Source organism: Oceanobacillus sp. FSL W7-1304 (assembly GCF_037969805.1).
Lineage (GTDB): Bacteria > Bacillota > Bacilli > Bacillales > Amphibacillaceae > Oceanobacillus > Oceanobacillus profundus.
This window is the reverse complement of the sequence record NZ_CP150211.1, coordinates 238,856-263,435: the sequence shown is the minus strand read 5'-3', so window position 1 is coordinate 263,435 and position 24,580 is coordinate 238,856. Positions and strand designations below refer to the sequence as shown.

At 37.3% G+C, this 24,580-nt stretch carries 21 protein-coding genes; all 21 read right to left on the bottom strand.

What is annotated here, in order from left to right; genetic code table 11:
- Nucleotides 1-160: 160 nt before the first annotated feature.
- On the bottom strand, nt 161-2,740 hold the full coding sequence (gene mutS, locus NYE61_RS01315; RefSeq protein WP_303449781.1) for a DNA mismatch repair protein MutS: 2,580 nt from the start codon (nt 2,738-2,740) through the stop codon (nt 161-163).
- 160 nt (nt 2,741-2,900) lie between these two features.
- Complete coding sequence (locus NYE61_RS01310; RefSeq protein WP_095308776.1) at nt 2,901-3,467, bottom strand: outer spore coat protein CotE; 567 nt, start codon at nt 3,465-3,467, stop codon at nt 2,901-2,903.
- A 264-nt stretch (nt 3,468-3,731) separates the two neighbouring features.
- Nucleotides 3,732-4,160 (bottom strand): YlbF family regulator, encoded by a 429-nt coding sequence (locus NYE61_RS01305; RefSeq protein WP_095308774.1) that lies wholly within the window; start codon nt 4,158-4,160, stop codon nt 3,732-3,734.
- Nucleotide 4,161: 1 nt separating this feature from the next.
- On the bottom strand, nt 4,162-5,721 hold the full coding sequence (gene miaB / locus NYE61_RS01300; RefSeq protein WP_095308772.1) for a tRNA (N6-isopentenyl adenosine(37)-C2)-methylthiotransferase MiaB: 1,560 nt from the start codon (nt 5,719-5,721) through the stop codon (nt 4,162-4,164).
- A gap of 148 nt (nt 5,722-5,869) precedes the next feature.
- Nucleotides 5,870-6,130 (bottom strand): stage V sporulation protein S, encoded by a 261-nt coding sequence (locus NYE61_RS01295; protein WP_011066027.1) that lies wholly within the window; start codon nt 6,128-6,130, stop codon nt 5,870-5,872.
- A gap of 104 nt (nt 6,131-6,234) precedes the next feature.
- A complete protein-coding gene (locus NYE61_RS01290) occupies nt 6,235-7,032 on the bottom strand; it encodes a TIGR00282 family metallophosphoesterase (protein ID WP_095308771.1) in 798 nt (265 codons plus the stop codon).
- A 227-nt stretch (nt 7,033-7,259) separates the two neighbouring features.
- Nucleotides 7,260-8,822 (bottom strand): ribonuclease Y, encoded by a 1,563-nt coding sequence (rny, locus tag NYE61_RS01285; protein WP_095308769.1) that lies wholly within the window; start codon nt 8,820-8,822, stop codon nt 7,260-7,262.
- A gap of 427 nt (nt 8,823-9,249) precedes the next feature.
- Complete coding sequence (gene recA / locus NYE61_RS01280) at nt 9,250-10,308, bottom strand: recombinase RecA (RefSeq protein ID WP_095308768.1); 1,059 nt, start codon at nt 10,306-10,308, stop codon at nt 9,250-9,252.
- 173 nt (nt 10,309-10,481) lie between these two features.
- Nucleotides 10,482-11,729, bottom strand: a complete 1,248-nt coding sequence (locus NYE61_RS01275) for a competence/damage-inducible protein A (protein WP_303449791.1) — start codon at nt 11,727-11,729, stop codon at nt 10,482-10,484.
- Nucleotides 11,726-12,307: a CDP-diacylglycerol--glycerol-3-phosphate 3-phosphatidyltransferase gene (gene pgsA / locus NYE61_RS01270; protein WP_095308764.1), complete on the bottom strand. Its 582-nt coding sequence runs from the start codon at nt 12,305-12,307 to the stop codon at nt 11,726-11,728. Before pgsA ends, NYE61_RS01275 begins: the two co-directional genes overlap by 4 nt.
- Nucleotides 12,308-12,679: 372 nt before the next feature.
- On the bottom strand, nt 12,680-13,594 hold the full coding sequence (locus NYE61_RS01265) for a helix-turn-helix domain-containing protein (RefSeq protein WP_118888903.1): 915 nt from the start codon (nt 13,592-13,594) through the stop codon (nt 12,680-12,682).
- Nucleotides 13,595-13,760: 166 nt separating this feature from the next.
- Complete coding sequence (locus tag NYE61_RS01260) at nt 13,761-14,552, bottom strand: DUF3388 domain-containing protein (RefSeq protein ID WP_095308760.1); 792 nt, start codon at nt 14,550-14,552, stop codon at nt 13,761-13,763.
- Between the two features lie 282 nt (nt 14,553-14,834).
- Complete coding sequence (locus NYE61_RS01255) at nt 14,835-15,083, bottom strand: DUF3243 domain-containing protein (RefSeq protein WP_095308758.1); 249 nt, start codon at nt 15,081-15,083, stop codon at nt 14,835-14,837.
- A 136-nt stretch (nt 15,084-15,219) separates the two neighbouring features.
- A complete protein-coding gene (locus NYE61_RS01250) occupies nt 15,220-15,936 on the bottom strand; it encodes an SDR family oxidoreductase (protein ID WP_118888904.1) in 717 nt (238 codons plus the stop codon).
- 15 nt (nt 15,937-15,951) lie between these two features.
- Nucleotides 15,952-17,235 carry a pitrilysin family protein gene (locus tag NYE61_RS01245; RefSeq protein ID WP_303449795.1) on the bottom strand — a complete coding sequence of 428 codons (1,284 nt, stop codon included), beginning with the start codon at nt 17,233-17,235 and terminating at the stop codon, nt 15,952-15,954.
- Nucleotides 17,228-18,517, bottom strand: coding sequence for a pitrilysin family protein (locus NYE61_RS01240; RefSeq protein WP_303449797.1), 1,290 nt, complete (start codon nt 18,515-18,517; stop codon nt 17,228-17,230). Before NYE61_RS01240 ends, NYE61_RS01245 begins: the two co-directional genes overlap by 8 nt.
- 135 nt (nt 18,518-18,652) lie before the next feature.
- On the bottom strand, nt 18,653-19,606 hold the full coding sequence (locus tag NYE61_RS01235) for an ABC transporter permease (protein WP_095308750.1): 954 nt from the start codon (nt 19,604-19,606) through the stop codon (nt 18,653-18,655).
- Nucleotides 19,607-20,653 carry an ABC transporter permease gene (locus NYE61_RS01230; protein WP_095308748.1) on the bottom strand — a complete coding sequence of 349 codons (1,047 nt, stop codon included), beginning with the start codon at nt 20,651-20,653 and terminating at the stop codon, nt 19,607-19,609.
- Nucleotides 20,640-22,178: an ABC transporter ATP-binding protein gene (locus NYE61_RS01225; protein ID WP_303451393.1), complete on the bottom strand. Its 1,539-nt coding sequence runs from the start codon at nt 22,176-22,178 to the stop codon at nt 20,640-20,642. The genes NYE61_RS01230 and NYE61_RS01225 overlap by 14 nt, the downstream gene beginning before the upstream one ends.
- Nucleotides 22,179-22,624: 446 nt before the next feature.
- Nucleotides 22,625-23,740 (bottom strand): BMP family protein, encoded by a 1,116-nt coding sequence (locus NYE61_RS01220; protein ID WP_095308739.1) that lies wholly within the window; start codon nt 23,738-23,740, stop codon nt 22,625-22,627.
- Nucleotides 23,741-23,851: 111 nt separating this feature from the next.
- Nucleotides 23,852-24,577: a GntR family transcriptional regulator gene (locus tag NYE61_RS01215; RefSeq protein WP_095308738.1), complete on the bottom strand. Its 726-nt coding sequence runs from the start codon at nt 24,575-24,577 to the stop codon at nt 23,852-23,854.
- Between the last annotated feature and the right edge of the window lie 3 nt (nt 24,578-24,580).

Here is a 24,580-nt window from a genome sequence, read left to right as displayed (position 1 = left end):
GCAAAAAATCCTTTCTTTTTTGAAACAGTTCATAAGTCCGGTAAAAAGGAACGTGGAGAACATCACATCCTGTGCAAGTCCGTATCGCACGCAAAAACTTCGCCGCCTCTAACCTACTAGCCAATCTCGTTCCTTTTTATGCTCCTTTTGAACACATATTTTATTGCTTCACCATTTTCTGTAATCTGTACAATTCATTCATTGCTTCCAATGGTGTCAGTTCAAATAGATTTAAATCTTTTAATTCCGTTACAACAATATGCTGCTTAGCAGACTGCTTTTCTTTTTTTGCAGGAAGCTTTTCCTCAACGAAGAAACTTAATTGACCATCTTCTATTTTTTCTGTCCTCGGTGTTGGTTTATCATCACTTTCTAATTCCTCTAAAATGACGGTAGCTCGTTCAATTAAAGCATCCGGCAGCTCAGCAAGCTTTGCAACATGAATGCCATAGCTTTGATCTGCTGCACCTTCTTTAATTTGGTGTAAAAACACAACTGTTCCTTCATTTTCTTCTGCACGAACATGGATATTTTTAAGATTTGACAATGAATTCTCCAGTGCCGTCAGCTCATGATAATGGGTAGAAAATAATGTCTTAGCATGAATATTATTATGAATATATTCAACAATAGCTTGTGCTAAGGCCATTCCATCGTATGTGCTTGTTCCTCGTCCGATTTCATCCAAGAGAATCAAACTTCGATCGGTTGCATTTGCAATTGCATGCTTCGCTTCCAGCATCTCAACCATGAATGTACTTTGTCCTGAAACCAAATCATCTGCTGCTCCTATACGAGTAAATATTTGATCAAAAATAATTAATTCAGCCTCTTCACAAGGGACAAAACAACCAATCTGTCCCATAATAGCTGTTAATGCTAGTTGCCGCATATATGTACTCTTGCCTGACATATTCGGACCAGTAATTAACAAGATACGCTTGTCCTCATCCAATGTAATATCATTCGGTACAAATAAGCCCTCTTTCATAACTTGCTCTACAACCGGATGGCGACCATTTTTAATCATTAATTTGGTACCTTCAAATGTTGGACGCTGGTAATTATTTTCCTCACTAACTGTTGCAAATCCTTGTAATACATCAATTTTACTTACAACCTCTGCAAGTTGCTGAAGTTCAGGAATATGCGTTTTTATTTTCTCTCTGATTTCGATAAACAATGTATATTCTAAATCAACACTTTTTTCTTCTGCTTCTAGGATGAGAACTTCTTTTTCTTTCAGCTCAGGAGTAATATAACGTTCTGCATTTGTTAATGTTTGTTTTCGCTCATATCTACCTTCAGGCAAAAGGTGAATATTAGCTTTTGTCACTTCGATATAATAGCCGAATACCCGATTATAGCCCACTTTTAAGGATTTAATGTTGGTTTCTTCTCTTTCTTTTTTCTCAAGTTCTGCAATCCAGGTTTTCCCATTCTTAGAAGCATCCCGATAGGTATCCAATGTTTCATTATAGCCATTCTTAATAATCGATCCTTCTTTAATCGATATTGGTGGGTTTTCTACAAGACTATCATCTAATAATGTAACAAGATATTCAGGATAGACAAGTTGTTCGGCAAGTTTGCTAAGTTCCTTTACCTGAAACTGCTCTAATGTATTCTTCAATTCCGGAATCTTTTGCAGCGATACTTTTAACTGAATTAGGTCTCTAGCGTTCACATTACCGAATGCGATTCTTCCAGCTAAACGTTCGAGGTCATAAACGGATTTCAAAACCTCACGCAATGTATCGCGCTCCATAAAACCACGATAAAATCCTTCAACCGCTTCGAGACGCGCTTCAATTTGATTCTGATCAAGCAATGGTCGTTCTAACCATTTTTTGAGCATTCGTGATCCCATTGCAGTAGCAGTTTTATCTAGTACCCAAAGCAGACTACCGTGTTTTCCCTTTTTCATAATCGTTTCTGTCAATTCTAAATTTCGTTTGGAATACATATCAAGTGAGAGATGATCCTTTAACCTAATAACTTCTGCAGGCTGCAGATGGTCGAGGGATCTCTTTTGTGTATCTTGAATATAATTCAATAGACGACTAAATGCTTTCATTAAACGTTCATCATTTAAGTTCTCACTTAGATTACGATATTCCGCACTGAACGCTACTTCATTTTGATATGACAGTGTAATATTCAATCTTTCTTTCAGTTGCAGCTGCATTTCTTCCGGTAAATTGGAAGAAATAACAATCTCTCGAATCGGCTGATTAAACAGTTCATGAAGAACCGAATCCCACCCACCGGTAATTAATGCAAGGTTATTCTCCCCCGTAGATAGATCATTATAAGCAACTACATAGGAACCATCCTTAAAATGGGAGAGACTTGCTATATAGTTGTTTTCTCCTTCTTTTAGCATATTGCTTTCCATTACTGTTCCCGGTGTAATCAGCTGAACAACTTCCCTTTTTACTACTCCTTTTGCTGTTTTCGGATCCTCTACTTGTTCGCAAATCGCAACTTTATATCCTTTTTCAATTAATGTTTTTATGTAATTTTCAGCAGAATGGTGCGGGATTCCACACATCGGAATTTCTGCTTCACTCTTTCCCCCACCTCTTTTTGTAAGGGTAATTTCTAACTCCCTAGCAGCATCAATTGCATCTTCATAAAACATTTCATAAAAATCACCCAATCTGTAAAAAAGGAGTGCATCTTTATATTCTGCTTTTATTTTCATATATTGTTCCATCATTGGTGTAAGCTTAGCCATCGTAAATCCTCCAACTGCCCAAAAATATTCTTCTGCAATTATAGCATAAATCAGCCTCAATAGTAGAAACGAAAAATTACACTGAAAATGATGAAACACGATCGTACGCTTTACTTAAGCTGAAAAAATAAAAAAGCGAGAGTATTATCCCTCGCATTTTTTAGTCTTTCTTTTGGAAAAAATCTGGCTTAACATCCTTTGCTTCATCTTCTGTCATTTCGAAATCCCACGCTTCATCATCGTCTTCTTCCGTTTTCTCCCAATTCGGATTTACTCTTACAAACACTTTTGTATCACCAATTATTTGGACAATAAATTCACGTTCAATTTCGATTGTGACTTTATTTCCATTACTAGCGATCTTACATTCCAAACAATTCGGTTGTTGAATAACTTTAGCAATGACATCGTATTCGTTATTAATTGATTTTTCATCTTTAATGGATAGGGGGATGATATCACTATAAGTTACTCTTTCTGTAACTACTTCTGTTTTCGTGTTGTCATTGTACGAGTACCAGACATTTATATCGTAGCTACCGTTAATTTCTACCGTGTCCTCTGATTTTTTCTTGGCATTATATAAATGATTGATTACCCAGCAACCTAATATACTGGAAGGTCTATGCGATGGTGAGATGGCATGGGAATCCTGCGTGAACTTACGTCCTTTTCCACAGACTGCTTTTGTTATGATTTCTCTATATTCTTTATCTAGAAAAGTCATGATTACTTTTACCTCCTCTTTTTTCATAGTCATTTTATGCAAGACAAATACCTAAAGTGCATAGCATTTCATTAAAACCAGGAATAGTAGGTTTTTTAAGTACTTTAATTATTACTTCTAGGCGTTTTGGATTGTCTCAGTAGCTTATTCCAATTACATATACTTTGTGAACTTTTGATCTACACAGTAGAAAAAAGCCAGGCAATTTAAATAAAATTGCCTGGCTTTTCTGTTAAAGCAGTAGCGAGACTTCCGCTTTTTTGCTTAATGGCTACAGCCAGATTTATCATTTGTTTTGGATCCAGTTTCACCCGCTAGTAAATCTCCCCCAGTGGATTCAATGACGTTATTCGTCACTTCACGTGAGATTGTTTTTGAAACGAGTTGTAAAACATCATTTACAACAATTTGCGTCTCTTTAAATTCCTGAACAACTGGAATACTGTCAATCTCTTCTTGCAGTCGATCAATCTCAGATTCAATTCGCTTTAAAGCTTCTCTTTTTTCATACGCTTGAAAATTAACAGCCTGTTTTTGCAGCGTTTTAATTTTTTGAATCAGCTTTTGAACCTTTTGATTCTCATTAAGTTTAGCTTCCACCTGCTTAAAACGATCAATTTCTTCCGTATTTGCCAACATTGTTGCCAGTTTTTTTGCTTCATCTAGTACTTCTTTGCGAGTATATTCAGCCATTTTAATTCACCTCAACTGTGTTTTCAACCATTACACCATCTAATGACCATGTTTTTGCTTCGGTTATTTCAACTTCTACAATTTTCCCAATGGATGATCTTGGTCCTTTAAAGTTAACAAGCTTATTTTTTTCTGTATAACCTGCAAGTACATCTGGGTCTTTCTTACTCTCGCCTTCTACAAGCACTTTAACCGTTTTCCCTTTGTATGTTTTCATAGACTCAGCCGATTGTTTATTAACAAGCTCATTTAACCGATAAAGACGTTGCTTTTTCACTGATTCTGGCACATCATCTTTTTTCCTTGCTGCTGGTGTACCTTCACGTGGAGAGTAAATATAGGTGTAAGCAGCTTCAAAGCCAACCTCTTCCATTAAGGTCATTGTCTCTTCAAATTGCTCTTCTGTTTCATTTGGGAAGCCAACAATAATATCAGTTGTCAGTGTTACGTTAGGTATAGCTTTACGTATTTTACGAACTAATTCCAAATAATCTTCTCTCGTATATTTACGATTCATTTTCTTAAGGATTTCACTGCTTCCAGATTGTACAGGAAGATGAATATGATCCAGTAAATTTCCACCTTGTGCTAATACTTCAATTAAACGATCATCGAAGTCTCTTGGATGAGAAGTTGTAAAACGCACTCGTGGAATATCAATCTTATGAATAGCATTCATTAAATCTCCAAGTCCATATTCAATGTCCTCAAAATCTTTTCCATATGCATTTACATTTTGACCTAGTAATGTTACTTCTTGATAGCCTTGTGCGACTAAATGACGCACCTCCTGGATAATATCTTGTGGGCGGCGACTTCTTTCTTTACCACGTGTCATTGGCACAATACAATAGGTACAGAACTTATCACAGCCATACATAATGTTTACCCACGCTTTGATCTTTCCATTACGGACCTTTGGAAGGTTTTCAATAACATCCCCTTCTTTTGACCATACTTCAACGATCATTTCTTTTCCAAATAACGCTTCTTTCACTAACTGTGGTAAGCGATGGATATTATGCGTTCCAAAAATAAGGTCGATATGCTGATGCTTCTTTAAAATTCGATTTACTACAGATTCTTCCTGGGACATACAGCCACAGACCCCTATGATCAGATCAGGTTTTTCTAATTTAAGCGGTTTTAAATGGCCGATTTCACCAAATACTTTATTCTCTGCATTTTCACGAATGGCACATGTGTTTAACAAAATAATGTCAGCATCGTTTGTATCGGATGTAGGTTCATAACCCATTTCAGTTAAAATACCAGCCATCACTTCTGTATCATGTTCATTCATTTGACAACCATAGGTGCGAATTAAAAACTTCTTTCCTTTTCCAATAGTAGCTACATCTTCTGGAATAGCAAAATCATAATGAATTTGAACGTCTTCATTCCGACGCTTTCTTGCCTTTTTAATATCCGGAGATTGTGGTTCATAACTTGTCTGGAAATATTTTGAGATCATTTCATCACTTGACGTATTTTTAATTCGTTCTATGTTATTATCTATTGGTATAATTTGAGCTTGTTGTTTTCGTTGTTCTTCGTTCATCAAGAAACTCCTTTCAGGTCAATTTCACATTATGTATAGGTATACAATAGTAAAGTATAAAGCTTCTAACTAAATTTAACAATACTTCTAACTAGAGAGCAAATAAAAACCTTCCTACGATAATAGGAAGGTTGCCAAATTCGTCACATTATCTTGGTTCAACAATTAACTTAATGGCCGTGCGTTCTTCATTGTCAATTAAAATATCCGTAAATGCAGGGATACAAATTAAATCCACTCCGCTTGGTGCGACAAACCCTCTTGCAATGGCTACTGCTTTCACAGATTGATTAAGTGCTCCCGCACCTATCGCCTGAATTTCCGCTGTGCCGCGCTCCCTTAAGACATTCGCAAGTGCGCCTGCTACTGAATTTGGATTTGATTTAGCTGAAACTTTTAATACTTCCATTACTAGTACCTCCTTCATGCGCTATTGTAGTTATATTGCTACTATATTCGTGGAGATGTTAGCTTATTCCCTATAATGTATCTAAGTTAGAAGAATTCAATGAATCAACCGAAGAATGGGTGATCGTCATTGATGATAATTCGTTCTATCTTAGTTGCTTTACCCGAATTATCATCAATTGTAACCACAATTCCATTTAATTGTGTTCTACCCGACTTTGTAATTTCAAAACGCACTGGTAATGATGTTAAAAACCGTTTCAACACAGCTTCACGATCCACCCCTAAAATCCCATCATAAGGACCCGTCATCCCGACATCTGATATATATGCTGTTCCACCTAGTAAAATACGTTCGTCCGCAGTTTGCGTATGTGTGTGTGTTCCAACTACTGCGCTTACTCTCCCGTCTAAATACCAGCCCATTGCTTGTTTTTCACTTGTTGCTTCTCCATGAAAATCAACAAAAATAAGATTCGTTCTTTTTTTAGCTTCTTCGATTAATAGATCTGCTTTTTGAAATGGATCATCAATTGCCGGAAGAAAGGTCCGTCCTTGAAGATTAATAACAGCTACTTCTTTTCCATTTATATTAATATACACAATCCCTTTTCCTGGATTATTTTCTGGAAAGTTAGCTGGACGAATCATATATTTCGCATCATCAATAAATTCAAAGATTTCTTTTTTGTCCCACGTATGGTTACCCAGCGTAATTACTTGAGCTCCCCATTCTAAGAATTGTTTATAAATCTTTTCTGTTATCCCCTTACCAGAAGCAGCATTTTCGCCGTTGATAATTGTCATATTTGGGCGATATTTTTCCTTCAATCGAGGTAAATATTCTTGCACCATATCACGCCCTGGTGAACCAACAACATCACCAATAAATAGTATTCTCATCGTTCTATCATCCTATCGTTTATAATAGTATAAGTTTTTCATATTGCAAGCTGATTGTCAAAAGATAGCACGAAGGGGCAATCGTCTAATAAGTTTATTTTCCATCAACGATAAGCATGAGTTTCACGAGCCAGATTCCAAATTCATTCCAGTTGGCTGTTAATAAAGATATATAGCACCTAACATGCAAAAGAGCACAGACACCATTTAGGATGTCTGTGCTCTTCTTACTTCGCATATTCAACTGCTCTTGTTTCCCGAATAACAGTCACTTTAATGTGACCAGGATAATCGAGTTCTGATTCTATCCGTTTTCGTATATCACGTGCTACGCGAACAGATTCAATATCATCAATTTCATCAGGTCTTACCATAATTCGAATTTCTCTACCAGCCTGGATAGCGAATGATTTCTCTACTCCTTCAAAGGACTCCGAAATTTCCTCAAGCTTTTCTAAACGCTTGATATAATTTTCAAGTGTCTCACTTCTTGCACCTGGTCTTGCAGCAGATAATGCATCGGCTGCGGCTACCAGGACCGCAATAACTGAAGTAGCTTCTTCATCTCCATGATGGGATGCAATCGAATTAATGACAACCTCGTGCTCTTTGTACTTGATTGCTAGCTCTTTTCCTATCTCAACATGACTGCCTTCCACCTCATGATCAATTGCCTTTCCAATATCATGAAGTAATCCAGCCCTTTTTGCTAACGTCACGTCCTCGCCAAGTTCTGCAGCAAGCAATCCAGATAAGTAAGCAACCTCTGTTGAGTGTTTCAGCACATTTTGCCCATAGCTTGTACGATATTTTAGACGACCGAGTATTTTAACTAGATCTGGATGTAACCCATGTATTCCAACTTCAAACGTTGTCTCTTCTCCAACTTCGCGTATATATTCGTCAACTTCCCGTCTGGCCTTCTCCACCATCTCTTCGATTCTCGCAGGATGAATTCGACCATCCTGCACCAGCTTTTCTAGTGCCATTCGAGCAGTTTCTCGCCTGATTGGATCGAAACCAGATAATATAACCGCTTCAGGTGTATCATCAATAATCAAATCAATACCTGTTAACGTTTCTAAAGTCCGTATGTTACGACCTTCTCGTCCAATAATACGACCTTTCATTTCATCATTCGGAAGGTTTACGACAGAAACGGTTGTCTCTGCAACATGATCAGCAGCACAGCGCTGTAAAGCTAAAGATAGGAGACTTTTCGCCTTCTTATCCGACTCTTCTTTCGCTCGATTTTCAGCTTCCTTAATCATTACAGCAGCTTCGTGTTTCGTTTCTTTTTCGATTCGTTCTAAAATAATCTGCCTAGCCTGGTCAGTTGTATATCCTGAAATGCGCTCAAGCTCAGTTTGCTGCTCTTGTTTCATAGCTTCCACTTTGCTTTCCATTTCTTCAATTTGTTGTTGTCTGTCTGTTAAAGATTGTTCTTTCTTCTCTAACATTAATTCACGCTTGTCTAATGTTTCACTTTTTCTGTCCAGGTTTTCTTCTTTTTGCATCAGACGGTTTTCCTGTTTTTGAGCTTCGGAACGTCGCTCACGTAACTCTTCTTCTGTCTGCTGACGAAGCTTGTGATTTTCATCCTTTGCTTCAAGAAGCGCTTCTTTTTTAATCGCATCTGCATTTCTGCGAGCTTCTTCCATCTTTTGTTTTGCGAAGGTTTCCGCACTGGAAATTTTAGCTTCTGCAATAGATTTACGTATCAGATAACCAACAACAATACCGACGATCAGAGCAAGCAAAATGGAGATGATTAAAAGAATAATGTCCATGATTTCACCTCCTATTGCTATAAAATTGTACAATTCATATTGTCGGCATGTAACATTCTGAATGCATTAAACATTAAAGTAACTTTATAATAGAATTATAAAATTATACATCTTTAATTTTAATTGTGAAAACAGCTAATGTCAAGAAAACCCACAACTATATGTATAAAAACTTTCCAGATTGTGGTTTTAGTCTTTGAAATTATGAATAAATCAGTATATTTAAGCTGTACTATTTTTCGCTTGAACCTACAAAAGAATAAAAGCGGAAGCGCTCGAATAGGGACGTACCAAGGTTAGAGAAGTCTCGCTAGGCGCTGGACATAGCTGTTGCAGTAGCTATGCTGTCCACAACATTCAACATTTATAATTTACAAATTGAAAAACCTTGATCATGCGATAAGCAACCGATCAAGGTTTTATATGCTTACATATCCAAAGTTTCCTGCTCAGTTGTTTCCTTGCTGTCACTTGCTTTTCCTTCTGCTTCTGTACCGTCATCATCCAGGTTATAGTGCTTACGAATTTCACCATGAATTTCATTCATGATTGGTTCGTTTTCTAATAGGAATTGCTTCGAGTTTTCACGGCCCTGACCTAGTCTTTCTCCCTTGTAGGAATACCATGCACCACTCTTAAGCACAACATCCAACTCAGAACCGATATCAAGAATTTCTCCTTCTTTCGAAATTCCCTTACCATACATAATGTCGACTTCGGCTTGTTTGAATGGCGGAGCGACTTTATTTTTAACAACTTTAATTCTAGCTCTATTCCCAACCGCATCATTTCCAGCTTTTAGCGTTTCTGCACGACGTACTTCTAAACGAACAGAAGAATAGAATTTAAGTGCACGTCCACCTGGTGTTGTCTCTGGGTTTCCGAACATAACCCCAACTTTTTCACGAATTTGGTTAATGAAAATAGCTGTTGTTTTTGATTTATTAATTGCTCCAGAAAGCTTTCTTAATGCTTGTGACATTAGTCGCGCCTGTAATCCAACATGTGCGTCTCCCATGTCTCCTTCGATTTCTGCTTTTGGTACGAGGGCCGCTACCGAGTCAACAACGATAATATCTACAGCACCACTTCGTACAAGTGCTTCAGCAATTTCTAGTGCTTGCTCACCCGTGTCAGGCTGTGATAAAAGCAACTCATCAATATTTACACCTAAGGCTCTCGCATAAATGGGATCTAATGCATGCTCGGCATCAATAAACGCAGCTTGTCCACCCTGCTTTTGCGCCTCAGCGATTGCATGCAGTGCCACAGTTGTTTTACCTGATGATTCCGGACCATATATTTCAATAACTCTTCCTCTAGGATATCCACCAATACCTAGTGCAACATCCAATGCCAACGATCCACTAGGTATCGTTGCTATTTTCTGAGCTTCATTTTCACCTAGTTTCATAATGGAGCCTTTACCAAATTGTTTCTCTATTTGTCTCAAAGCCATATCTAAAGCTTGTTTTCTATCACTCAACGAAACTACCTCCTTGATTTATCTATATTCATCATACATGTTTTTTCGGTATTTGCCAAGTAAAAAACGAATAGATGTTCTTATATTTTCGAAGTAAAAATTATCCAAGATTCGTAGTTTTAATAGTATTGAATCGCTTAAATATTATTTTTTATTGTATAGGCTGGTCTAAATTATGATTTTAAGTAATTAAACAAAAGTTCTAACCCCTTTAAACAAGCCCTTTTGCGGACTGCAGAACGTGCGCCATTGAATAAAAATGACTCTACTTTTTTGTAGCCATTTTTATCAGAAATAGCAATATACACTTTTCCTACTGGCTGACCTTCCATTTCATCTGGTCCGGCTACTCCTGTAAAACCAATGCCAATCCGGGAAGCAAACTTGATTCGGATCTGTTCTGCCATCTCATAGGCACACGCTTCGCTTACAGTCCCTTTTTCCTGAATGGTTTGCTCAGTGACACCAAGTATATTTCGTTTGATTGCTGTATCATAGCAAACAAGTCCACCTGAACACACACGAGAAGCGCCGCTAACAGATATGATTTTTTCTGTAAACATCCCTCCAGTTAAACTTTCAGCAGCTGCCATTTTTTTATTTTGTTTCAGAAGTAACTCTACAATGACTTGCTCGATTGTTTGATCATTTTCTCCAAAGAAGTGACCTCCAACCCTTGCTAAAATCTGCTCTTTTGTTTTTCCGAGCAGTTCATCAAGCTGCTTCTCTGATGCCCCTTTTGCGGTTAATCGAATAACGACGCCATCATCCTGAGCAAGGGGAGCGATAGTAGGATTACTCTGGGCAATAATTAGATCTTTTAATTCATGTTCCAGTGTTGACTCACCAATACCTATAAATTTCAGCACTAATGATTTTATCATCTGCTCATCACCAGTCAAATCACGTAAAAACGGCACAATTTCGTCCGTTGTAATCCGTTTCATTTCCCTTGGAACTCCAGGAAGGAAAAACCATACCCTTCCTTCCAGTTCTACTTTCATGCCCGGTGCCATTCCTGCATTATTTTCCAATACAGTGCACCCCTTAAAAATTCGTGCTTGCTTGCGATTGTTTGGAGTCATCTTTGAAGTATGATTTTTAAAATACCTTTCAATTTTATCAAGTGTTGCTTTATGCTCCACCATTTCCAGCTTACTTATTTGCTGGAATGCCTCTCTTGTTAAATCATCATCGGTTGGACCGAGCCCACCAGTAACGATAATAATATCGGATCTATTTTGCGCTTGCAAAAAAGCCTCTTCAACACGGTTTAAATTATCACCCACGACAGCATGATTATAGACATTAATCCCATACTGTGCCAGTTGCTGAGATAACCATTGTGCATTCGTATTCGCGATCTGCCCAAGCAACAACTCTGTCCCAACTGCTACAATTTCAGCCTTCAATTGTTTCATTTGTTCGACTCCTTCATCACATGCCAATTTTTGACGAAATAATCAATACCAGAAACTACTGTAAAGAACAATGCGATATATAACATAATTATACCAAACGGAAAGTCAATATAAGCAAACGGGAAGTTATGCAGCAATAAAACTGCGATTGCAATCATTTGTGTAGCTGTTTTCAATTTACCCATTTTTCCTGCAGCAAGTACAATTCCTTCACCTGCAGCTACAAGGCGTAGTCCAGTTACTGCAAATTCCCTGCTTATAATAATGATAACAACCCATGCAGGAGCTAATCCCATTTCAATTAACAAAATAAGCGCAGCTGAAACAAGTAATTTGTCTGCTAAGGGATCCATAAACTTACCTAGATTGGTAACTAAATTAAATTTTCTAGCATAATAACCATCTATCCAATCGGTTCCTGCTGCGATAATAAAAATCAATGCAGCAATAAAATGTGCTATAGGTAAGTCTGCCGCACCGATGTCCCAAGTACCCCAATCCAAAGGTAAGCTGAGTAAAAGTATAAAAATGGGTATCATCATAATACGTGATAATGTGAGTCGATTTGGTAAATTCATTTGTTTGTTTCCTCCTAATTTTTTAAAATTGATTGATTGAAAACTTGGCATTCGTTAAAGGGATTCTTACGTAAGCAATCTTTGCTTTCTTAGCAGCCCTTATACTTTTGAGTACAGGATTTTTAGGCCAATGTCTCAGTTGCACTTATGGACTTCCTAACTCAAAAATGATATAAAAACCCTTCCTCATAGGTAAAGGGAAGGGTTTTATCACACATTAACGGGCTGTAATACCCTTGTGGTATAAACAGCCCATAAATTCCTGAATCTGTTCAACTTACATGCAGTAGACAATCTACATTATGAAGTTTCACTTTATCTATGGTATTCAGTTTCTACAACGATCCACCATATAAAACATAAATGCTATAGTTAACGCGTAATACTTAAATTCAAGCGTTGGTGTACATACTGCCCAGCATCAACAGGATACTCCAGCTCAACACCATTAATAGAAATTTTTAAAGCAGGAGCATACCCAACATTAAATGAGATTGTCTCGGCATCACTGATATCAATTTCTACCGGTGATTCATCAGCAGAAAAACTACTATTATAGAAAGCTTCCCCACCTTCTTCTCTGATTTCTAACCATGTATGATGTTCAGGGTCAGCAGACTCCAATGTAATGATTACCTTTTCGCCAGCATTCGCCATTTCAATTGTAGAAACAGGTTGAGAACCAGTTCCTTCCTCTGTAACCGTAAACTCAGGGTCTGATTGTTCATTTGATTCTTCTTGCGTTTCATCTTCATTTTCTTCATCGTTTGTATTTTCATCTGAACCATCTGCTTCATCTTCAGCACCGTCATTGCCTGTTCCAGTATCATTTGGATTCGTAATAATAACATTATCATCCGGTTCCTCTACAGGATTCGTTGAATCCCCAGCCATGTTTTCTCGAATAAACCACCAAGCAACAAAGACAATACCGACAATCAATAAGACCACTATTATAGTTGGAATTAATGAAGATATGCCACCGGATGATTTCTCCGTCTGATTTTCTTTCCTTGTCCGCTGCATTCTTGTATATTGTACGTTTTCTTCTTCTGTACTAGGAATTTCTTCTTTATGTTCTTCTACTAATTCGTTCGGATTCAGTCCGACTGCATTTGCATATTCCTTAATAAATGCTCTTGCATAGAACTTACCAGGTAAAATATGCAGATTCCCTTCCTCGATTGCCACTAAATATCTTTTTTGAATTTTTGTCGTTTCCTGTAAACTATCCAGAGATAATCCACTAGCAAGACGCGCCTCTTTCAGCTTCGCCCCTACATCCATATATAACACCTTCCATTTTATAGGTAGTTCAAAAAGTCCGGTAAAAATGACTCATCGAGAGCAGAGGAATTCGACTAGGTACCGACAAGTCCTGTGGAAGCCTGGCAAAAAACTATGACCCACAAACCTCTCGATCCTTATAATCCTCTTTTTTAAACATGAACTTTTAGAAATCAAACATCGAAAAGCCATTATTACTGCTGAACCGATCTTGTTCTACCGGTTCATATGTAATCTCTTCATCTACATCTGTGCGTAACTCAATAATATAATCAAAATCATCCATACTGTACTCGGTAGACTGCACAAATACATCTGGATGTTCTACTACTTTAACCGATGGTAACTGCATGATTTCGCGAATTAATTGCCAATGCTTCTCATTTGCCATTCTTTTGGAGAGAACCCCGTCAATAATATAAATATTATCTTGATTATACTCTCCTTCAATTAATTGATTACGAACCGTCTGTTTAATCATTGTACTTGATACAAACAACCAGCGTTTACTTGCACAAACACTTGCAGCCACAATCGATTCCGTCTTGCCAACCCGTGGCATACCGCGAATTCCGATTAGTTTATGACCATCTTGCTTATAGAGTTCAGCCATAAAATCAACAAGAAGTCCCAGCTCATCTCGGACAAAGCGAATCGTTTTTCTATCATCGTTATCAGTGTGTATATATTTCCCATGACGAACTGCCATTTTATCTTTAAGCTTAGGTTTCCGTAATTTAAATAATTTAATCGTATCCATTGTTTGCAGAATGGACTTTAACCGCATTATATTTTCATCATGCTTCGATAAGAGCAGCATTCCTCTGCGAGCGTTCTCCACACCATTTATTGTAATAATATTAATCGAAAGCATTCCTAATAAAGAAGAAATATCACCCAGTAAACCAGGACGGTTAATTTGAATTTCATATTCAAGGTACCATTCTGTTCTATCCATCATAAGCCCCTTTATTTTACATACTTTATTTATATTAAGCAATTGATAGCTCGCTTTAATAGTTTATTACTAATATTCCACAATAATGACACTGTTAAAACTTTTTAGCATGATATACCACAGTGGTTTAAACTTTCCAACCTCTATAAGTAATATAACATTATTTTCATTTTTTCTAAATAGCAATTACCATAGTTTTCATATAATTTTTAGCTTATACACAAAAAAGCCATATAGAAGTCTATATAGCTTTTTATAATATAACGTTTGCAACTCTTACTATTACTGTTTTTGGACAAGCTTAATCATTATATTTGCAATGGCTTGCTGTTCTTGCTCAGATGCAGCGTTCCATAGTTCTTTTAGAACTGCTTCTTCGCTGTTTTTAGCTTCAACACTTTGGGCTAGATAATCGCCTACCTCAGCAGCAACCGTTGACATCGTTTGCTGATCCATTCCTTGCTGCTGCGCTTGCTGAATTCGATTAGCTAAAAAACCTTTCCATGTATCAAAATTATCTAATACTGACATTGATGAGCCTCCTCCATTCATAATATCTTGCATAGTATATGAAGGTTGGCATAATTTATACAAGCAAAGCACAAACAATAAGATCAAAAGTATAACATTCTGTCGGTTGATATTTGAGCATCATATAAAAACAGCTCTACCAGCCTCCGTTCATATTAATAATTTCTCCCTGAATATAAGTTGATCGATCATCCAGCAAAAAACTAACAGTATGAGCTATCTCACTGGGCAGCCCGGCTCGGCTCATCGGAATTTCATCAATAATAGCTTGCCTTTCTTCCTCCGATAAATGACTATTCATTTTCGTTTCAATATAACCTGGACTTATCCCATTAACAGAAATACCAGAAGGCGCTACTTCCTTCGCCAAGGCTTTTACAAAGCTATTTTGTGCACCTTTAACAGACGAATAGATGACTTCGTAACTAGCACCAACATTCCCCCATATCGATGTAATCATGATGATATTCCCTTTTCTGCTCGTTATCATTGGAGGCAAGAGATGTTTGGTAATCATCCAAGGTGCTTTCACATGTAATGCTAACATCGCATCCATAGCCTCTTCAGAAGTATGTTGCAATAATCCGTAATAGGCAATACCACCTGCAAAGATAATTCCATCAACCGGGAGTACTAGCTTCGTTAGGAAATGCTTAATTTCATCTTGATTACTTAAATCAGCTTGGATCACAGCAAGCACTGACTCATTAGCTAATCGTTTCCGTAGCAGATCAATGCCAGATCTATTTTTATGATAATGTAACAATAATTGATACCCATCTTGAGCTAGACGTTCTGCAATTGCGTAGCCAATATCACCGCTTGCTCCGATAATTAGTATATTTTTCCCCATTGTCTCTCCTTGTCCTTATGATGCACTTATCGTACAAACGGCTAAACGTTCCTCAGCAATCCACTCATTTAAAAAGGCCTGTGCATCATCCAATGATAGCGCCTGAATTGCAGGAATAATTTCAAACAAATTAATTCCCATTGTATGGTATTGGATATATTTATTTGCAATAAACTCAAGAGAATTCATTGCACGCAGCAATTGACCGATTTTTTTCTTCTTCATTCGTTCAAACACTTCAACCGTTAACGCATAATTTTTTGTTGATAATAATTGCTCTTTTATTTTAGCAGCAAATTCTTCTGGCTTAGCTGTATTACCACCAATCATTGAATACCCAAAATTTCTCTCAAGATTTGTTTCAAAATAAAAGCTGTCATCGATCAGATCTGCTTTATACAATTCCTGATAAAAATCTCCACCAGTAGAAAAGAAATGACTTAAAATCATACCGCTTAATAGATCTTTTCTTAAAAATTCCTCTTTTTCCAATTCGGAATTAGAGTCTTTTATCCCAATTGTACACTTTGGAATGGATACAGGCATATGAATCGTATTTTCTTTCATCGCAACTTCCTTGGGCTCCTCAGGAAAGTCGCGCTTCAACTCAGCCATCTTCTCAAAAGATTTATTCTTTTGATTTGATGTAATCATTTCCATCATCCGCTCTACTTCAAAATTACCTACAACAAATAATGTCATATTTTCCGGATGATAAAACGTATGGTAGCACGTATATAGATCATCTTTTGTAATAGAAGTAATGGAATCTACCGTTCCTGCAATATCAATTTTTACGGGATGATTCTGAAACATACTTTTAATTGTTCCCATAAATGCCTGCCAATCTGGTTGATCATCATACATTTTAATCTCCTGTGCGATAATCCCCTTTTCCTTTTCCACTGATTGATCAGAAAAGTATGGATCCTGAACAAAGTCGATTAATGTTTCTACATTTTTCTCGATTTGGCTTGTAGCTGAAAATAAATAAGCAGTCTTTGTGAATGATGTATAGGCATTTGGCGATGCTCCTTGTTTTCCAAAATCAGCAAAAACATCTCTGTCTTCTTTTTCAAAAAGCTTATGCTCTAAAAAATGTGCTACCCCCTCTGGTACGGTAACTTCAGCAGATTCTCCTAAAGGGACAAAGGTTTGGTCAATCGATCCATAATTCGTGGAAAAAATGCCAAATGATTTTGTCATTTCTGGTTTAGGTAATAAGAACACGGTCAAGCCATTATCCAGTTTTTCTGAATAAAGTGTCTCTCCAATACTTTCATAGGTTTCTTTATTCACCTTGTTCTCCTCCTTCACTCGTTAATAGGTACACAGTATCCTCTTCTATTTTGCTGGCCACATGAACGACCTCGTCTTTCGTGACATTCTGAATGCCTTCAAGCAATTCTGCTGGTGTCATTTGGCGATTTCCAATAACTTGCTGGTACAGTATTTCGATTAAACCTTGTGGATGATCCATTGTTTCCTTTAACTGATTAACAATTAAATCTTTTGTCTCATTTAGTTCTTGCTCTGTAAAGTCGCCGTCCTTCATTGCTTGCACTTGCAAACGAATAATATCCCTTGCTTTTTCAAAGTCGTCTGGCGCAATGCCACTAAAAACAAACAACAGTCCTTTATGACTTTCTAATCTTGATGATGCATAGTAGGCAAGACTATTTTTTTCTCTAACATTAATAAATAATTTTGAGCTTGGAAAACCGCCGAACAATCCATTAAAAACCTGCAAGGCAAAATAAGCTTCATCTTGGTATGTCGTATTCGTACGAAAACCAATATGCAATTTTGCTTGTTGAACTTTTTGCTTTTCGATTATTTCATTCTGCTCAATCACCGAATTTTTAGCTGCTGGATCAGCTTCTTTTGTACCCTGCTGCTCCGTCCTTTGCATCGTATCCATGATTAAATGCTTTACTTTTTCCTCAACAAAATCTCCAAGAACATAAATATCCATCTCATCTTGTTCAAGCATGTGCTGATAATAGTTGAACAAATCATCATTGGTTAGGTTGTTTAAATCTTCTTCATAACCATGTACGTGTAATTGATACGCTTCTTCCTTACACATCTCATCAATAAGTCGCATATTAGCGTAACTCATTTTATCATCTTGTATTGCACTTATTTTTTGTTTTAATGTACCGACTTCTCGTTTGAAAACGGCATCATCAAATCCAGTTGCACCTGTATTCGGATGAAATAGCACTTCACTAAGTAATTGAACTGCTTCATCCATTACGTTTGATGCATCCGGAATAAATTTTTCGTTTGCAAACTCAAGGCGAACGGAGATAATATGATTTTCTCCCTTTTTACCACCATCAGCAGTTAATACTGCACCATATAAATCATCCAGCTTTAACTGCAAAGCACTTCTATCTGGATAAGTCTTTGTTCCTTGCTTCAGAATATAAGGAAGCAACGCTCGCTTTGTAATCGTCTCCTTATCCAATTTTGATTTTAATTTTACTATGATATTAATCGTTTTAAACTTCTTCGTTTGAATAAAATGAAGCTTAAGACCTTGTTCGTCCAAGCGCTTTTCTTGAATTGTATCCATAGGCAACCTCCGATAGTACTTATTCTTATATCACCACAAATATCTTGCACAAATTTACCATTTGTCATCCATTATACGGCAAAAAAAACTGACTTGCTATTATAAGCAAGTCAGTCCAGGATTGTCCATCTATAATTATCTGCTACCTTTAATGTATGGCTCTCCATTTGCTCGAGGTGCATCTGCTCGCCCAATAAATCCTGCTAAAGCAAGAATTGTTAACACATATGGAGCGATTAACAGGAATATTTGTGGTACGTCCTGCAGAAGCGGAATATTTGATCCGATAACACTCAAGCTTTGGGCAAAACCAAAGAATAACGCTGCACCCATGGCTCCAAGAGGGTGCCATTTACCGAATATAACAGCTGCAAGTGCCATAAATCCTTGGCCAACAATTGTAGAATGTGAGAAATTGGATGCAATTGTTAGTGCAAATACAGAACCACCTAATCCTCCAAGCGCCCCAGAAAGAATAACAGCGATATAACGCATTCTGCTTACATTAATTCCATTTGTATCAGCTGCCATTGGATGTTCTCCCACTGCACGCAGTCTCAAACCAAATGGTGTTTTGTACAGCACAAACCAAGCAACGAAAGCTAAGATAATAGCCAAATACGATGTAATATAAATTCCTTGGAAAAAGATTGACCCAATAACTGGAATCTTTGATAGTAATGGGATATCTGTAGTATAAAATGGTTGAGCAACCATATCTGTTTGCCCTTTACCATACCATTGTTTTGTTAAATATACCCCTATACCTAGTGCGAGCATATTAATTGCTACACCACTTACTACTTGGCTAGCATGGAAAGAAACGGAAGCTACCGCGTGAATAATCGAGAATATAGCTGAAACAACCATTGCTACAAGGATGGAAACCCATGGTGTCCAGGATCCCAGTACATCCGAAAAAGTTAAATTAAAAACAATTCCTACAAATGCACCCATCACCATTAAACCTTCAAGACCAATATTTACAACACCAGAACGTTCACTAAAAACGCCGCCTAATGCCGTTAAAATTAAAGGAGCTGAATAAAATAACGCTGTAGGGATAACAGATTGCAATATTTCAATCATTTATTTCCCCTCCTTTTTAAAGCGAACGATTACCCATCTAATAATGTAACTTGATGCCACAAAGAAGATGATTAGTGCGATAATAATATCTACAAGCTCTGTTGGAATTCCAGCTCCTGTTGGCATTTCCCCTGCACCCTCTTTTAGTGCACCAAACAAAAATGCTGCAAAAACAACCCCAATCGCAGTGTTAGCCCCTAGAAGCGCAACAGCGATTCCATCAAAACCTAAATTAGAAAATCCTGCCGTTACGGACATGTTTCCGTAAGTACCTAGTCCCTCCATTGCACCTGCTAAGCCTGCAAACATACCTGCAATAACCATCGATAATACAATATTTTTACTTACATTCATACCAGCGTACCGTGATGCGTGCTGATTAAATCCAACCGATTTCAGTTCATAACCAATTGTTGTTCGTTGAATAATAAACCACATAATAGCTGCCGCAAATAATGCAATTAAAATTCCATAATGAAGACGGGAATAAAACGTAATACTTTGCATCCACTCGGAAGCGAGCGATGCTGACGGCGCAATCGAATCTGTTGTTGTTTGTCCACTTGTTAATACTTTTCTTATAATTTCATTCGTCGTAAATAAAGCAATATAATTCATCATGATTGTTACGATTACTTCATGAACACCAAGTTTTGCTTTTAAAATACCTGGGACAAATGCCCATAATCCACCAGCAACAGCTGCAGCAAGAACAGCAAGCGGCAAATGAATATACATTGGTGCATCAATTGTTATACCTACCCATACTGCTGCTAGCCAGCCTACAAGTACCTGACCCTCTGCACCTATATTAAACAACCCAGTGCGAAATGCGAATGCAATCGATAATCCTGTAAGGATGTACGGAGCTGACCTTCTAATTGTTTCACCGATTGTATATGAATCTCCAAATGCACCATTCCATAATGCAGTATAGCCATCAATTGGACTAAATCCAGATACTAGCATAATGATTGCACCAGCAATCAAACCCATTAAAACGGAAACTATTGGGACGAGCAGCGCAAATAATTTATTGGATGGCATTTGAATCACCTTCCTTAACCTGACTTCCTGCCATCAACAAACCAAGCTCTTGTTCAGTCGTTTCTTCTGGCGTCACTTCAGCAACTATTTTTCCATCAAACATAACAGCAATTCGGTCACTAACATTCAAAATTTCATCTAGTTCAAACGAAATTAATAAAACTGCTTTTCCTTTGTCACGTTCTTCAATCAATTTTTTATGAATAAACTCAATAGCACCTACATCTAGACCTCTTGTTGGCTGTGCAGCAATTAATAAATCTGGTGACCGATCCACTTCTCGGCCAATAATTGCTTTTTGCTGATTCCCTCCAGACAGCGCTCGGGCCTTTGTGTAGACACTTGGCGTACGAACATCGTATTCTTTAATAATACTTTCTGCTTTCTCATAGATCGCTTTATAATTCAATACTTTTGCTTTGGAATAAGGCTTCTTATAGTATGTTTGCAAAACGATATTCTCACCAATGGAATAATCCAATACAAGTCCAAAGCGATGTCTGTCCTGCGGAATGTGACCAACTCCACTTTCTGTTACCTTTCTTGGACTCTTATTCGTAATATTTTTATTTTTAAGCTTAATTCTCCCTGAAACTGCTTGACGCAATCCTGTTATTGCCTCAATCAGTTCTGACTGCCCATTGCCATCAACTCCGGCAATCCCGACTATTTCTCCACCACGTAATTCAAGGTTTAGTCCTTTTACTAAATCTACTTTTCTTGAATCTTTTACAACTAGATTTTCGATTGTTAAAACGGTATCTTTCGGTTCCGCCTGCTGCTTCTCCGTCTTAAAATGTACCTCTCTACCAACCATGAGGGATGCTAATTCATTCGTATTTGTCTGGGCAACATTAACAGTGCCAATCCCTTTTCCTTTACGAATAACTGTACATCTATCACAAACTTCCATTATTTCTTTGAGTTTGTGTGTTATGAGAATAATAGATTTACCTTCCTTAATAAGTGAACGCATAATTTCCATTAATTCATTAATTTCTTGAGGTGTTAATACTGCAGTTGGTTCATCAAAGATGAGTACGTCTGCACCACGATACAGTGTCTTTAAAATTTCCACGCGCTGTTGCATTCCGACTGAAATATCACTTATCTTTGCATCTGGATCGACCTTTAGACCATACCGGTCAGAAATTTCTTTAATGTCCTCTCTTGCTTTCTCGACATTAATAACACCTGTTTTTTTGGTTGGCTCATTACCAAGAACAATGTTTTGTGTAACGGTAAATGGTTCAACTAGCATAAAATGCTGATGGACCATTCCAATACCAAGATCATTTGCAATATTCGGATTTGTAATATTTGCCTTCTTTCCTTTGACCCGAATTTCTCCTTGCTCTGGTTGGTACAAACCAAATAAAACATTCATCAACGTGGATTTTCCAGCTCCATTTTCTCCTAACAGTGCATGAATTTCACCTGGCTTAAGCTGAATTGTAATATTATCATTTGCTACGATTCCAGGAAATTCCTTACGTATATTCAACATTTCAATTACATATTCCACTGGTCTTCACCCCTTTATTAACCACATCATCTTGACTGCATAGTTAGTTGTTATAAAATCATCAAATAAAAAGGACTACTGTTTCTAATCCTCTTTAGTTGAAGATCTTACTTAACATGATTGAAGAAGGCTAAAAGCGATTAGCCTTCTTCACTATTTATTAAAAGAGGTTCAAAAAGTCCGGTAAAAATGACACGTCGAGAACAGTAGACCATCGATTAAATACCGACACGTCCTGTGTCGAACATCGAAGTCACCACATCCTGCGGAAGCTCGTTAGCTTGTTTTCCGTTCCTCACGTATCAAGGGATTCAATGAACTTCTGTTAAAACCGTCCACGTCCTGTGGACAACACAGAAGTCACCACATCCTGGGGAAGCCCGGTACTCAAAACTACGCCTCCTCGAACTTCTCGGTCCTTTTTATCCTCCCTTTTGAACAGAAACTTAAAGTGCTTCAATGAATGAATCCAATTCTTCACTTGTTTGAGGTACTTTTATATCCCCACTAAGAATCTTTTCTTGCCATTCGTTAACAGCATTTTTGATATCTTCTGTATATGCATCTGTATTTGTTTCAGCAATGGAAATTCCATCTTCTTCAATTCCAAATTCTAAGTGTTCCCCACCAGGGAATTCACCTGCTTGCAGCATTTTAGCAACATCTTGAACAGCAACATCAACACGTTTAACCATGGAAGTTAATGTTACATTATGGTCGCCAATTTTACCTTCTTCATGCTGGTCAGCATCAACACCGATCACCCATATTTCACGGTCCGGGTCATTTTGTTTAATATCTTTTGCCTGGTTAAACACACCGTTTCCAGTTCCACCAGATGCATGATAAATTACGTCAACATCGTTGCTGTACATATTGGATGCAATTAATTTCCCTTTTGCAGCATCGTCAAATGTTTCAGCATATTGAACATCAACTTCAATATCAGGGTTTACAGATTTTACACCTGCAATAAAGCCTGTTTCAAATTTTTTGATTAGAGGTGAATCAATTCCACCAACAAATCCTAGTTTATTTGTATTTGTTTTATTAGCAGCTGCAACACCAGCTAAGAAAGAACCTTCATGCTCTTTAAATGTAACACTTACTGCATTTGGAGCTTCTACCATATCATCTACGATTGCAAAATACGTTTCTGGAAATTGTTCTGCTGCTTTTTGAATATCCTCTTTCAAAAGGAAACCTGTACCAAATATTAAGTTGTACTCATCACGAACCAGACGAGTAATGTTCGGCATAAAATCTGCTTTTGAAGCGGATTGTGCATAGTCAAATCCGTTACCTTGCGATAGACCATTCTCTTCTCCCCATGCCTGGATACCTTCCCATGCAGATTGGTTAAATGATTTATCATCTACTCCACCCTGGTCTGTTACCATTGCGATACTGTAATCTTCTTCAGTTGCTGTATTATCTGCATTATCATTGTTATCGTCTGAAGCGGTTGTATCGTCCTCGTTTGAACCGCTTCCACATGCTGCTAAAACGATTCCAAAACTAAGCAATAAAGCAAACAATAGAATAAACTTACGATTCTTCATTTTAATGCCCCCTAAATTAGTTGAGATAGGTAAAACTAAAGTTGAACAAAAAATCACTGCAAACCCTTTCCTATTTTCACCCATCACCTCCTAAAAATTCAGTTTTTTAAGTCACACCCTTTTTCTAAGGACATGAAAACTAAAAACATCTGAACGAAAATAATTGGCTGAATATAGGATGGCTTCATCTTTGCTTGTATAGTGAATCTGTCTCAGCAATAGAAGTGATTGATCTGGTACACAGTCTAAAATACTGTATATTCGGTCATGATAGCTGATTGGTTCGATGTATGTAACTGCGTATGCAATTCGTTTACTTGCATAATTTTCTAAAAGTTCAAAGATAGAATCTACTTCATGCACTCGATCCAACGGTATTAAGTTTTCCGGTACCTTATCAATACAAAAAACGACGGGCTTATTATCAGCTGTACGGACTCTTTCAATTTTAGCCAGAGTATTCACTTTTCCTGGGGAAAATTTTGCTTTATCTTCATCTGTTGCTTCAATTAATTCTGTAGACAAATATTGTGAACCAGCAATTTTACCGGATTGCTCAATCATTTGAGTAACACTACTTAGCTCCTCAATACCTGATGAAAAAATTGGTTTCGAATTTACAAAGGTACCCACTCCATGTCTTCGCGTTACCACATTGTCTTCTTCAAGAATGCGAAGAGCCTCTCTTAACGTAGCTCTTGAAACGCCTAATTGTTTTGACAATTGATATTCTGATGGCAGCTTTTCTTTTTCTCTATACTTGCCATTCTCAATATCTTTTGTAATTTCGTCGATGACTTGTAAATATAGGTGCCTTGAATCCGTTTTAATCGACACAAA